A 12577-nucleotide genomic window follows, 5' to 3' on the forward strand; every position below is an offset into this window, starting at 1 on the left:
AGTGCTCCACATTGGAGTTGACAGCACCAAGTTCTCCGAAGCCGGCGACGAACCAGCGTTCAAAATGCTGGAGCGTTCGGCCGGGCTAGGCCTCGACGGCGTCTTCTTCCGGTCCATCCTGGAACTCAGCCCCACCCTGGACCAAACCGAGATCGAAGAGTCGATGCAGGCAGCCCGCGAGCTCGGCCAGCGGGTCGAAGCCGGGGTGGGGAAAGTGAACCCGTTCGCTACCCCGGAAGCGCCCCGGATCCGGGCATTGGGCGACGGCGATTACCTGCTGGCAATGCGGAAAATGATCGAAGCCGCTGCCAAGGGCGGCATCCACGAACTGTGGAGCGCCACGGCAAATTACCAGTTCCGGCTATCGGGTCTCTACGCGTGCGACCGGTTCAGAACGGACGTGGATTGGAGCGAACAACTCACCGCAACCGCGAAGTTCCTGCACCGGCTCGCCCCGATCCTCCGCGACAACGCGACGCACTTGAACCTGGAAACCCACGAGGAAATCACCACGTTCGAACTCGTCCGCCTCGTCGAAGAGGTCGGTCCTGACGTCCTCGGCATCACCTTCGACTCGGCCAACGTCCTGGTCCGTTGCGAAGACCCGATAGCCGCGGTGCGCCGCGCGGCCCCCTACATCCGCTCGAGCCACATCAGGGACGCCGCACTTTTGTTCAGGCCGGACGGGATCGCGCGCATCCTGGCACCCGTGGGCGACGGGGTCATCGATTGGGAGCTGTTCCTGGAGCCCATCCTGGACCACGACCTCATGCTTTCCATCGAAGGCATCGTCGAAAGCACCCGCGGCGAGATGACCCTCAACATCTACGACGAGCGCTGGCAACGGGGACACCCGGACCTGGCGCTCGCCGAAGCGTTTGAGGTCATCCGGCTCGCGAGTACCTACGAGTCCCGGGCGGCATCGGGCGAACTTCCCACCTGGGACGAGCTCCATGCGCCGCTCGGTCCGGACGAATCACTTCACTTCATCGAGCGCAGCGCCCGGCACCTCCGCGAGGTCATCGGGCGGCTCACACCATCACAAAACACGGAAAGGCAGGAACCAGAAAATGGAAAATACCCTCAGTGAAGCGTTGCGGGGCTACCCCACTTTGAGCCTCAAGGAGCGGGACCGCCGGTGGGCCTCGGTCCGCGGGCTGCTCGAGCGCGAAGGGCTCGACGGCGTTGTCGTGTTCGGTTCGGGGCGCGACAATGCGGACGCGTACCTCACGAACGAGGCCAAAGGCGCGATCGTGCTCCTTACCCCGGAGGACGACCCCGTCCTCTTCCTGGGCGACGTACCGCTCAACCGTTTCGACGCCCAGGCTTCCCGGTGGGAACGGTGGGTGGACGAATGGGTGCACGGCGAGCCGATCTCGGCACTCGCGTCCCGCATCAGGGAACGGGGCCTCGGGAAGGCGCGGCTCGGCGTCGTCGGCCTCACGAGCCGCATGGTCGGCGAATGGGCGGGCACCATCTCACACACCACGTGGACGCGCGTCCTCTCTGAACTGCCCGACGTCGAATGGGCCGATGTCGCCGACGCCTACGAATCCATCGCTATCATCAAGAGCCCGGAAGAACAGGTCTTGCTGCGGAGAGCTGCGGCCCTGGGCGAGGAGGCTTGCCGCGCGTTCGTCGAGACCGCGAGGGCAGGTGGCAACGAGCACCAGATCGCCGCAGCCTCGTTCCACGCGATCATTGCCGGCGGAGGCTGGGTCCGGTGGCCGTTCATGCTCGAACGCGCCGGTGAGAGCATGTTCGCCTGGTCGGTCCCGGAATGGTTCGAGAGTGGCGGGGCTCCGCGCATCCTGCGGCCTGGCGACACCATCGCGGCCGAGATCTTCGCGTTCTACGGCGGCATGGAGTCCCAGCAGCAGATCGATGTTTGCGTCGGCGAGCCGAGCGCTTTGCTCCGCGAACTCGAGTCCGTGTGCGTGGACTCCTACCAAGCCGGTCTGGCTGCGCTCAAACCAGGAATGCGTTTCTCTGAACTCGCGAAGATCATGGAGGAGCCCCTGCATAGCTCAAAGACCTGGAACACGGGACCGATGGTCCAGACCGTCTCGCCCATCTACAACAGCGCAACCCGCCTCCATCCGGAAGTGGATCCCGCACTGTCCCGCCTGGAACAGCTGCCGTCGGGCGTAGGCCTGGACGGGGACTTCGTCATCGAGCAAGGGCACGCATTCGCCTTCGAACCGAACGCCCTCCGCGACGGCCAGCGCGTGTGCATTGGCGGAACCGTTCTGCTTGGGCCGAACGGTCCGGAAGAACTCAACAGCATCCCGAACCGCCTGAATGTCATCTGACCGAACCACGTGTTCGGGAGCCCGTCCGGCAGCCCTATTCGAGGCGGCCGGGCGGGCTTTGCGCTGTGTTGGGCAGGCTGGGGCACTCCGGACTAGCGGCCCAGGTCTCCGTTGTCGATTTCACCAAGAACTTCGTAAGCCTCGGCCACTTTCAACACACTGCGCTCCCCGCGCGGGTGGAGGTGTTCGAGCACCCCGTCGGTGATTTGGGTGCATGCGCTCATCGCCGCCGCATAGCTGTCGAACGCGCCCACGCCGTCGATCGGGCAATCGACCCAAATGTCCGCGAATTGCGCGTACCGGCGAGCGGTGGAATCGGCGATCAGTATGTTCTTCGCGCCCGTAGTAGGCAGGAACCGCATGATGTCGCCGAACCCGGACACCCGCCGTCGGAAGCCGACGACGACCACTACGTCTCCGGCGCCCACGTGGACAAGTTCCTCGCCCAATGACTGGCCAGGCTGCGGTGCGAGCACCACCCTGGCACGCACTTGGGCGAGGGACTCCCGCAGGCGCATGGCAACGGGGTACCCGGTGCGGAAGCCGATAATGAGCACGTTCCCTGCGGAGGCGAGCGCTTCGCTGATGTCGGTGAGCAGGCTCCCTTGAAGCTGCTCGCTGACGCGCCGGAGGTTTTCGACTTCCAGTTTGAATCTCTCGGTGCCGTCAACGGGCGAGGGCGCTACCCCGAGGGGGATGCCGCGGCCACGGAGCGTACGAAGGTGGTCTTTGACCTCGGCGAAGTCTTCGAAGCCCAAAGCGGAGAACAGCCGGCTCACTGTTGCCGGCGAAGTGCCGCTCATCCGGGCGAGTTGGGAAACGCTATACGTTCCAATGTCTCCCAGGTTGTCCAGCACGATGTCCGCCACCCGCTGCGCACGGGGTGGAAGCGTCGCATACACCGAATCGATCCTGGCGTAGATCGAGCCTTGGTCGTTCCCGTCTGCCGGATCCTGCATCGCCCTGTTCCTCCCCTGCCCCATATGCCGATCAACAATAGCCCACGATCGAGGGTGAACCCGTCCGGACCCCGGCCACGCCGAGGGCTTGCGCTATCGACTCCACCCTGCCAGACTGATGAAACAAATTGATCATCTTTGATTTAGATGAAAAAAACCATTCATCATTCAGCTCTCTCCGCTTCCGGATCCCCCGGCCGGCCACCCCTCCCGGCCACACCAACATGCGTTCCAATTCATGGAAATCAAGGAGCAACGATGCCCCACCCCGATCCCTCGCCCCTCCCCGAAACCTCAACCCTCGAAGACCGCAACCGAACCTTCAAGCGGGTTGTCCTACGAATCCTCCCCTTCGCAACACTCATCTACGTCCTGGCATGGCTTGACCGGGTCAATGTCGGATTCGCCAAACTGACCATGCTCGACAACCTCGGCTGGAACGAGGCCATCTACGGCGCCGGCGCAGGAATTTTCTTCCTCGGCTACTTCCTGTTCGAAGTTCCCAGCAACCTGCTGCTCCAGAAAATCGGGGCACCCAAGACGATCATGCGGATCGGCATCGGGTGGGGCGTGGTTTCCGTTCTCATGGCCTTCTGTACCGAGGCCTGGCACTTCTACGTCCTCCGGTTCCTGCAAGGCGCGTTCGAAGCCGGACTCCACCCCGGGCTCATCCTCTATCTGACGTTTTGGCTTCCGGCACATCGCAGGTCCAGGGCCATAGCCATATTCATGTCCGCCTCACCCATAGCCCTCCTGGTAGGCAGCCCCCTCGCCGCCTACATCATGACAAGCACTAACGGAATGCTGGGGGCAGCGGACTGGCAATGGCTCTTCATGATCGAAGGCTTCCCGTCAATCATCCTCGGCATCCTCGCCGTCTTCGTCATGACCGCCAAACCAAGCAGCGCCAAGTGGCTCAGCAAGGAAGAACAGGCCCACGTCGCCTACGAACTGGACAAGGAATCCGCCGAACAAAGCCACCGTGAACACCGGTTCAGCGCCGCCCTCCGCTCCAAATCCGTGTGGATACTCATCCTCACACTGTTCTGCATCATCACAGGAAACGCTACGCTCTCCTTCTACGGTCCAAGCCTGATCACCGCAGCCGGTTTCACCGACATCACCTCGGTGGGATGGATCATGTCCGGAATCTTCCTGTTCGGATGGATCGGCATGATGGTCAACGGCTGGCTGTCCGACCGACGCCAGGAATCACGCTGGCACACCGCCTGCGCCGCCGCCCTGGGCGCCCTCGGCCTGATCCTCGCCGCCATCGCACAACAAGCCGCAAGCCCCGTAGGGGTCGTCCTCGCCCTCGCACTCTCTGCCGCAGGGACCATGGGCTCGATCCCCGTCTTCTGGAGCCTGCCGCCGCGCTTCATGTCCGGCACGGCACTAGCCGCCGGACTCGCGCTCATCAACTCCATCGCAAACCTGGCCGGCTACTTCGCTCCCCAGTTCCTCGGCGTGATCAAGACAACCACCGGTGTCTATTCAACGGGCCTGTACATCATCGCGGCCGTCGAGTCCATAGCCGTGGTGCTCGTGCTGCTCTGCATCCGCAAGCAGTCTCCCGGCATCCCCGGCGGGGTCAACGCCACCATCCCATCAGAAATCGGCTCCTAAGCGAGCCGAAACCGCGTCCAGACCAAACCGCCGTCATCAAGGAAAGGAGGTAGATCGAGTAGTGGGTCCACTCCTCCTGATCAACCCAAACACCAGCAAGCCAACAACCATCGAAATGGTGGACGTCGCCCGCGCCGCCGCGACCAACCACGAGGCGATAATCGGCGCAACAGCGCTTCGAGGCTCTGACCTGATCGACGACGACGGCAAGCTGGCAACCGCCGCCGAGGCCGTCGTCGAACTCGCACAGTCGCTGGAACTCGCGCCATACCAAGGCATCATCGTTTCGGCTTTCGGCGATCCCGGCGTCGAAGAGCTTCGCCGCCGGGTTCCGGTGCCCGTCACCGGAATCGCCGAGGCCGGGATCTTCGAAGCCGCACGGGAAGGCCGACGCTTCTCCATCGTCACCACCACGCCCAGGCTGGCTTCCGCCATCAACGGAAGAGTGGCCGAGTACGGCTTCGGCGACCTCTACACGGGCCTGCGCCTGACCGAAGGGAATCCTGCCGAAATCATGAAAGATGCCGTTCTGCTGGAAGAGAGCCTTTCACAGGCCTGCGAGATCGCCTTGGTGGAGGACGCCGCCGAAGCGATCGTCATTGGCGGGGGCCCCTTGGCGCTGTCCGCTGTCGCATTGCGGCGACGATTCCCCGTTCCCATCATCGAGCCGGTCCCTGCAGCCGTGCGCCTGGCTCTGGCCAGGGCGGCGCGGCACGAATCGCTAATGATCTAGACCAACCCCTGAGCGCCTTCCCAGCGCATCAACCAACCCAAGAAAGAGGAGAAAGCTACGTGACGATCACAAGCGAACCCATCTCGAGCCTCGCCGAAGGGACAGCCGAAAGCCTGGGCATCGGAGCATCGCTTCCCCGCGAGACCTTTGACCACAGATCGATGGAACTTCCGGATGAACTGATCCGGGGAACCAGCGACGTCCACGTCCACAGCGGTCCATGGCTCCAGTCCTGCCCCGGCCGGCTCGATCCCTTCCAGATCGCGGAACAGGCCAAAGCCGCCGGAATGAAGTCCCTGGTCTTCTACGATCACACCCTGGGCATCAGTACCGGCACGGCCCAGTTGGCGAGCCGGCAGGTTACAGGAATCAACATCTTCGGCGGGATCATCCTCACGAGCGTCCTGGGCGGACTCAATCCGCGCGCCGTGAAAACAGCGCTGCATTACGGTTCCGGAGCGAAATTCGTCCACTTCGGCGCTCACTGCACCCACTACATGGTCACGCACGAAGGCAGCTTCGTTGACGGCAAACCAGTGCGGTTCGTGGACCAATACCCCAAATTCGCGCAGGACGAGCTGCCACGTGCAATCCGGATCCCGCTTGACGGATCCGTCCCGTCGGAACTGGTTGAAATCCTTGGATTGATCTCCGAACGTCCGGATGTGCACTTGAACACGGGCCATTTGTCCGTGGATGAAGCGATCCGCCTGGTCGACCTTGCCATCGGTTTCGGAATCAAGAAGATCGTGGTGGCGCACCCTTGCCGGGCACGCATGACGACGGAGCAGCAGAAAGAACTCGCACAAAAAGGCGTGCTTCTTGAAGGAGCAGTTTCCGACTGGATGTTCCACCGGGGACTGCGGAGGACCAACTACTACGTGGAGCGTGAATTGGCGGACGAGATCGCCGGCATCGCGAGCACCCCGGAACTCAGCGCCGGCGTGGTTCCCTGGGCAAAGCAAATCAGGGACATCGGCGTCGAACATTTCCTCCTTGGCACGGACTACGGAATCCGCTCCGGGCCCACGCCGGTGGAGGGAATGCGCACCCTGATCAGCACGCTGCTCGACTTGGAGTTCACGTCCGAGGAAATCCACACGTTGACCAAGTCCAACGCGGACTGGCTCTTCGACCTGGACTGACGGCGGCTTGGCGGCCGCCGCAGTCCCGCCCACACCCTCCGCGGGCACGCCGGCGCGGCGCGGCACCGGTCGCGCCCGCCCTCCTCAGTCCTGGAAGTACTCGATCCTCGCGCCGATGGTGTTGAGCCGCTCGGCGAGGTCCTCGTACCCACGCTCGATCACGTAGATGTTGCGCAGCTCGGAGGTACCCCGGGCTGCCAGCATCGCGAGCAAGAGGCACGCGGCGGGGCGGAGGGCCGGCGGGCAGCCGACTTCCGCGCCACGCCACTTGGTTGGCCCGTTGACATAGATGCGGTGCGGATCGAGCAGCTGCACCTGGGCGCCGAGCTTGTTGAGTTCGGTCAAGTAGATCGCCCGGTTCTCGTAGACCCAGTCGTGGATCATGGTCTGGCCCTCGGCGTTGCCGGCGATCACTGCAAAGAACGGCAGGTTGTCGATATTGAGCCCGGGGAAGGGCATCGGGTGGATCTTGTCTTCCGGCGCGTGGAGACGTGACGGCCTGGTGGTGACGTCCACGAGGCGCGTGCGCCCGTTGCGGGCAAAGTACTCACCGGAGATGTCCAATTGCTGGCCCATCTGCTCGAGGGTGGCCAGCTCGATTTCCATGAACTCAATGGGGACGCGGCAAACGGTGACCTCCGAATTGGTCACGATTCCCGCGGTGATGAGGCTCATGGCCTCGATCGGGTCTTCGGACGGGAAGTACTCGATGTCGACGTCGATCGCCGGCCTTCCGGTGATGCGCAGCGTAGTGGTGCCGACGCCGTCGATCACCACGCCGAGCCCCTGCAGGTAGAAGCACAGGTCCTGAACCATGTAATTCGGGCTGGCGTTGCGGATCACGGTAGTTCCGCTGCGGTGCGCGGCGGCCATGATGGCGTTTTCCGTCACGGTGTCTCCGCGCTCGGTGAGCACGAAGGTGCGGTTGTCGCCGTCGGCCGGTGGTGCCTGCACGGAATAGAAGCCGGATTTCGCTTCCACCGAAAGCCCGAACTGCCGCAGCGCTTGCATGTGCGGTTCCACGGTCCGTGTTCCGAGGTCGCATCCGCCGGCGTAGGGCAAGCGGTACGAGGCGGCCTCGTCCAGGAGGGGGCCAAGCAGCATGATGACGCTGCGCGTGCGGCGGGCAGCCTCGACGTCCATGGAAGCGAGGTCCAGCATTTCCGGACGGCGGATCCGAAGGTCGTTGCCGTTGAGCCACGTACATTCGACGCCGATGGAGGTCAGTACCTCGACGATCCGGTTGACCTCCTCGATCCGCGCGAGCTTGCGGAGTGTGGTGGTTCCGCGGTTAATGAGGCTCGCGCACAACAGGGCGACGCCGGCATTCTTGCTGCTGTTGACGTCCACGGATCCGGACAACGTCCGTCCGCCCTCGACGCGCAAGTGGGTCATCTGCGGCCGGCCGACCTTGACGATGGTCCGGCCGAAGATCGTCTCAAGGCGTTCGATCATGCGCAGGCTCAAATTCTGCCTTCCCTGCTCCATCCGGGCGATCGCGCTTTGGCTGGTGCCCAGCTCCGAGGCAAGCTGTCCCTGCGTCCAGCCTTTCTCGCTCCGTGCATCGCGAAGAAGGAGGCCTACGTGTTCAGCAGTGGGTTGCGTCATAACCAAGGAATATCATAAATGATCTACACGCCCGGCATTATGTGATCTAACACGCCGATACAGCCGGACCGTAGTCACTTCGTGCGATAAAACTGAGGCCCTATCCCTGCTTAAGCCACACGAAGTGCCAGGTCCCGGCCCATTGGGCGGCAAGCATGGCGGCACCAGCGAGGACTGCCCCGCCCACCAGGACCCACGCGTCCAGGCGGCTATACGTGGATTCGCGGGCCCATGTCCGCTGGCCGCCGCTGAATCCGCGCGCCTCCATGGTCACCGCCAGGCGGGAAGCCCGCCGGATCGCCTGGACCAGCAACCCGAAGCTCTGGCCAAGCATCGCCTTGAAGCGTTGGACCGGACTTCCATGCGATCCGACACCACGCGCGCGACGCGCCATGCCGATGGTCTGCCACTCCTCCGCCACAAGGCCGACCAGCCTCAGCGCGGCCAAGGTCCCCAGCACAAAACGGTGCGGGAGCTTCGCCTTTTGCGCCAAAGCGTCGGCGAGGTCGGTGGGATCGGTGCAGCTCATAAGGAGGACGGCCGGCAAAGCGATCGCCAGGCCCCGCAGCATGAACCCGAGGCCCAGCGTGAGCGAGCCTTCGCTGATCGACCAGATTCCGACATCGAGAAACACCCTGCCGCTATTTGCCGAAAGGATCGCTGTGCTCCAGCCACCGAAGGCCGCCGCGATGATGAGCGGCCATCCGCGCTGCCACAAGAGGCGCAAAGTGAGGCCCGCCAAAGGGAACAACGCCAGCTCACCGAGGAGGGCGGTTGACGCCGAAACCAAGTCGATGGACAACGCCAGCACGAGGGTCACCAGGAAGACGGCGACGAATTTCGCCAGCGGGTTCGCTCGGGTCAGGAGCGCGTTGTTGCCGCGCAGGTTCAGTTCTTGCCTCATGCCGCTCCAGCTTTCTGTCGCGGCCCCTGAAAGGCAGCTTCGAGCCGCATCTCGGTTCCGCCCAGAACGGACGTGAACTCCCGGTCGTGGGTCACGGAAACCACCGAGGTTCCGGCGTCGAGCAGTTCGGAGAGGAAGGATGCGAGTTCGGCCCACGTGTTGGCGTCCTGGCCGAAGGTCGGTTCGTCGAGCACCAGGACGCGGGGGTGCGCGGCGAGCACGGTAGCGACGGACAGCCGGCGCTTTTCGCCCCCGGAGAGCGTGTATGGGTTGGCGTCCACGAGGTGGCCCAAACGCAGCCGCTCGAGCAATTCGTCCACGCGGTCCTCGCCGTGGCCCAGGTGCTTTGGCCCGAACATGAGCTCGTCCAGCACGCGACCGGTCACGAATTGATGCTCGGGCTCCTGGAACACGGTCCCGATCCGCGAGATCAACTGTTGGGCTTTCCATTTGAACGGATCGGTGCCGGCACCGTCACTGAGCCCGACGGCGGCACTCAGGGTTCCGGACACGGGCGCCAACAGACCGGCCAGGGTCAAGGCGAAGGTCGATTTCCCCGCGCCGTTGGCGCCGGTGACGGTGAGCGCCTGGCCCGCCAGCACATCGGCGTCGAGACCCGACTGCACGGGGACAGGCGGAATGGTCTTAAATCCGCGGCGGCGTGCTGGTTCACGTGAAACCGCGAGGTCCCGGGCGCTCAGCAGGACTTCGTCCCCTGCCGTCGATCCGGAACCCACGGATGCCGAGCGCGCACGGGTGGCGGGAATGTAGCCGGGCACCCACACGCCGGCAGCAATGAGCATGTCCCTCGCTTGCGCCAGCACGGCGTCAGGCGCGCCGTCGAGCAGGACGGCTGGCGTCGAACCGCTTTCGGAAGTATTGCCTGGCTGGAGGACCACGATCCGGTCCACAAGGTCTTTCCATACGGACACCCGGTGTTCAACCACCACAAGGGTGGCTCCGGTCTTGTCCAGGCAACGGCCCACTGCATCCCGGACTTCCAGCACGCCGGCCGGGTCCAAGTTGGCGGTCGGCTCGTCCAGGAGGATCAGCCCGGGGCGCATCGCGAGGATCCCGGCGAGCGCGAGCCGCTGCTTCTGCCCGCCGGACAGGGCCGACGTCGGGTGGTCCAGCGCAAAACCGTCGCCCGCGCTGCTCTTCAGCCCGACGTCGTCGAGCGCTTCATGGACGCGCTTCCAGATTTCCCCCCGAGGCACCCTGAGGTTTTCCGCACCGAAGGCGACGTCGTCACCCAAGCGGGACAGGACCACTTGGGTTTCCGGGTCCTGCTGCATGAGCCCGGCCCTCCCGCGACGGGCGCGCGGCGACTCGCCGTCCACCAGCAGCGAGCCGGTTTCGTCGGCGTCGTCGCCTTCCTCGCCAAGGACACCGGCAAGGGCGTGCAGGAGCGTCGATTTGCCCGCACCCGATGGTCCAAGCAATAGGACCCGCTCGCCCGGACGAATGTCCAGGTCCAGGGCGTGGATGGCCTGCGTGGCGCGGCCCGAATGCCGCCAACCCCAACCTTGTGCGGAAATGGCGGCGGGTCGCACCACGGCAGCGGTGCCGGAATCAGGACTGGGCATCAGGAAAAGACGGACTCCGAAGCGGCCTTGCGGGACGCGAAGGCGCTCAAGACGCCCGTCTTTGCCAGGCCACGGGTGGCGATCCAGGCCAGGGCGCCGGCGATTACCGCACCGGAGACCGTGCACAACGCGATGTACGCGAGCTTGTCAACGGGTTCGTAGGCAATGTTCCAACCCCACGGGAGGAAGGAGTCGTTGAGTCCGCAGAACAGGCCAGCGCCTGCCCCGGCCAGCAACGAAACGGGCAAGTTGAACTTCTTGTACACAAAGGCAAGGAAAATCAGCTCGGCGCCGAGACCCTGCAGGACGCCCGAGATCAGCACCGTGGTGCCGTACTGGGAGCCCATGAAGAGTTCGCTCGTGGCCGCGACTGTCTCACAGAAGATGGCCGCGCCGGGCTTGCGGACGATCAGCATGCCAAGGATGGCCGGAATCATCCAGCCGCCGGCGATGATGCCGGACAGGGGCGGGTAGGAAGCGCTCATCGGTGTGGCAACCAAGGCCATCTGGTCCCATGCCCAGAAGATCACGCCGCCGGCGATGGAAATCAGCGCAGCCACGACGATGTCGACGACGCGCCAGCTGTAACCGGGCTTTTTGATGCCCGGCCTTGCAGAAACACCAGTCATTTTGTCCTCCTGAGGAACAGGAGGGGAAAGTGTTTGCGGCTTCCTGGCAGCTTCCGCCGCGCCGGTTTCCGGACACTTTGAGAACTCGACTCCCTTGCGCCGGTACTAGCCGGATCAGGTTCGAGGGTCTGCGGCAATCCGCACTCTCAGCGCCCATCCTCCGCGTCCGCACTGCTGCGGGCACGACGGCCGGCGCTCCCCTGTCGTTATCAAATACACCCTTTCTGGGCGTGGTTCAGTTTACACCTCGGCTTGTTTTTGGACCCTTTGCGACCCGATTGCGTCTCAACCTGCCGGATCACCGGAGGCCCCGGCCTAGGCTGGCCCCGGTATCGTGACAGGCATGAGCGAAGCGAACAGCCCAAAGGTGGCAGAACCCAGGCTCGCCGCAAGCGTGATCCTTGTCCGGGACGCGGCTATTCCGGAGGACGAAGGGACTGGACTTTCCGGCTTGGAGGTCTTTGTCCAGCACCGGGTATCCACCATGGACTTCGCCGCCGGCATGGTGGTTTTCCCGGGCGGGCGCGTCGACCAGGTGGACAGCTCCGGCTGGGACTTCACGGACGACGTCGTCGAGCGGCACGCGTCCGCGTGGCACCGGAGCAGCCTTGCCGCCGATCCCGCGTCGGCCCTGCACAACGCCGGGCAGGTCCTGGCCGCCGCCCAGCGCGAAGTCTTCGAAGAAACCGGGCTGAAGCTCCCGGCCACGGCCCTTCGCCCCTGGGCAAACTGGGTCACTCCCGCAGACCAGCCCAAGCGCTTCGACACGTTTTTCTACTTGGCCTTCCCCGATCGCGGGTCCGAGCCGCAGCACCAGACCACGGAGGCGTCGTCTTCCGTCTGGTTGCCCGTGCAGGGAATCCTCGAATCCGAGGCCGCCGGTACGCTCAAGCTGATGCCTCCCACCTTGGCCCTGCTGGAAGAACTCCTCAAGCTCGGCACGATGGACGCTGTGGAAGCCGAAGATCGGGACATCTTCCCCGTCCGGCCGGAACCCGGCGCCCTCGAAGAGTTCTTCCGGCTCCGGCGCCAGGCCCGGCAGCAGGCCTGGCCGGACGCGTGAGCCGATGGTGGG

The 12577-nt window shown here is 64.3% G+C and carries 11 protein-coding genes and 1 riboswitch; of the genes, 6 read left to right on the forward strand and 5 right to left on the reverse strand.

All coding sequences use genetic code 11. The features are described from left to right. Position 1: 1 nt before the first annotated feature. Together E1809_RS13740 and E1809_RS13745 are read left to right on the forward strand one after the other, a co-directional pair. Positions 2 to 1090 (forward strand): sugar phosphate isomerase/epimerase family protein, encoded by a 1089-nt coding sequence (locus tag E1809_RS13740; protein WP_205754189.1) that lies wholly within the window; start codon positions 2 to 4, stop codon positions 1088 to 1090. Then, the gene (locus tag E1809_RS13745; RefSeq protein WP_165962315.1) at positions 1071 to 2312 is read left to right on the forward strand and encodes a M24 family metallopeptidase; all 1242 of its coding nucleotides are present in this window, start codon (positions 1071 to 1073) and stop codon (positions 2310 to 2312) included. The genes E1809_RS13740 and E1809_RS13745 overlap by 20 nt, the downstream gene beginning before the upstream one ends. Before the next feature lie 92 nt (positions 2313 to 2404). Here the strand turns inward: E1809_RS13745 and E1809_RS13750 are convergent, their stop codons facing one another. Further along, entirely contained in the window at positions 2405 to 3271 is an 867-nt protein-coding gene (locus E1809_RS13750) for a MurR/RpiR family transcriptional regulator (RefSeq protein WP_133204800.1), read from the reverse strand. A 258-nt stretch (positions 3272 to 3529) separates the two neighbouring features. On the opposite strand from E1809_RS13750, the gene E1809_RS13755 reads away from it, so the two are divergent. From E1809_RS13755 to E1809_RS13765, 3 genes are all read left to right on the forward strand, one after another. Further along, positions 3530 to 4897 (forward strand): MFS transporter, encoded by a 1368-nt coding sequence (locus tag E1809_RS13755; protein WP_133204801.1) that lies wholly within the window; start codon positions 3530 to 3532, stop codon positions 4895 to 4897. A 61-nt stretch (positions 4898 to 4958) separates the two neighbouring features. After that, positions 4959 to 5630 (forward strand): aspartate/glutamate racemase family protein, encoded by a 672-nt coding sequence (locus E1809_RS13760; protein ID WP_133204802.1) that lies wholly within the window; start codon positions 4959 to 4961, stop codon positions 5628 to 5630. A 59-nt stretch (positions 5631 to 5689) separates the two neighbouring features. Continuing rightward, a complete protein-coding gene (locus E1809_RS13765) occupies positions 5690 to 6775 on the forward strand; it encodes a DUF6282 family protein (RefSeq protein WP_133204803.1) in 1086 nt (361 codons plus the stop codon). A gap of 84 nt (positions 6776 to 6859) precedes the next feature. Here E1809_RS13765 and E1809_RS13770 read toward each other — a convergent pair whose 3' ends face one another. The 4 genes from E1809_RS13770 to E1809_RS13785 all read right to left on the reverse strand — a co-directional run bounded on the left by E1809_RS13770 (position 6860) and on the right by E1809_RS13785 (position 11502). Beyond that, positions 6860 to 8383, reverse strand: coding sequence for a UDP-N-acetylglucosamine 1-carboxyvinyltransferase (locus tag E1809_RS13770; protein ID WP_133204804.1), 1524 nt, complete (start codon positions 8381 to 8383; stop codon positions 6860 to 6862). A 100-nt stretch (positions 8384 to 8483) separates the two neighbouring features. Then, the gene (locus E1809_RS13775; protein ID WP_133204805.1) at positions 8484 to 9287 is read right to left on the reverse strand and encodes an energy-coupling factor transporter transmembrane component T family protein; all 804 of its coding nucleotides are present in this window, start codon (positions 9285 to 9287) and stop codon (positions 8484 to 8486) included. Then, positions 9284 to 10873, reverse strand: a complete 1590-nt coding sequence (locus E1809_RS13780; protein ID WP_133204806.1) for an ABC transporter ATP-binding protein — start codon at positions 10871 to 10873, stop codon at positions 9284 to 9286. The genes E1809_RS13775 and E1809_RS13780 overlap by 4 nt, the downstream gene beginning before the upstream one ends. Then, positions 10873 to 11502 carry an ECF transporter S component gene (locus E1809_RS13785; RefSeq protein ID WP_133204807.1) on the reverse strand — a complete coding sequence of 210 codons (630 nt, stop codon included), beginning with the start codon at positions 11500 to 11502 and terminating at the stop codon, positions 10873 to 10875. The genes E1809_RS13780 and E1809_RS13785 overlap by 1 nt, the downstream gene beginning before the upstream one ends. A 73-nt stretch (positions 11503 to 11575) precedes the next feature. Further along, positions 11576 to 11714: riboswitch (TPP riboswitch) on the reverse strand. 131 nt (positions 11715 to 11845) lie between these two features. Between E1809_RS13785 and E1809_RS13790 the strand changes: the two genes are divergently transcribed. Then, a complete protein-coding gene (locus tag E1809_RS13790) occupies positions 11846 to 12565 on the forward strand; it encodes an NUDIX hydrolase (protein ID WP_133204808.1) in 720 nt (239 codons plus the stop codon). Positions 12566 to 12577 lie beyond the last annotated feature (12 nt).

Source organism: Arthrobacter terricola, assembly GCF_004354015.1.
Classification (GTDB): Bacteria; Actinomycetota; Actinomycetes; order Actinomycetales; family Micrococcaceae; genus Arthrobacter; species Arthrobacter terricola.

Excerpts from the sequence above, each read along its gene's own strand:
- E1809_RS13745 (WP_165962315.1), top strand. The coding sequence starts at position 1,071 with ATGGAAAATACCCTCAGTGAAGCGTTGCGGGGCTACCCCACTTTGAGC.
- E1809_RS13750 (WP_133204800.1), bottom strand. The coding sequence starts at position 3,271 with ATGCAGGATCCGGCAGACGGGAACGACCAAGGCTCGATCTACGCCAGG.
- E1809_RS13755 (WP_133204801.1), top strand. The coding sequence starts at position 3,530 with ATGCCCCACCCCGATCCCTCGCCCCTCCCCGAAACCTCAACCCTCGAA.
- E1809_RS13770 (WP_133204804.1), bottom strand. The coding sequence starts at position 8,383 with ATGACGCAACCCACTGCTGAACACGTAGGCCTCCTTCTTCGCGATGCA.
- E1809_RS13775 (WP_133204805.1), bottom strand. The coding sequence starts at position 9,287 with ATGAGGCAAGAACTGAACCTGCGCGGCAACAACGCGCTCCTGACCCGA.
- E1809_RS13780 (WP_133204806.1), bottom strand. The coding sequence starts at position 10,873 with ATGCCCAGTCCTGATTCCGGCACCGCTGCCGTGGTGCGACCCGCCGCC.
- E1809_RS13785 (WP_133204807.1), bottom strand. The coding sequence starts at position 11,502 with ATGACTGGTGTTTCTGCAAGGCCGGGCATCAAAAAGCCCGGTTACAGC.
- E1809_RS13790 (WP_133204808.1), top strand. The coding sequence starts at position 11,846 with ATGAGCGAAGCGAACAGCCCAAAGGTGGCAGAACCCAGGCTCGCCGCA.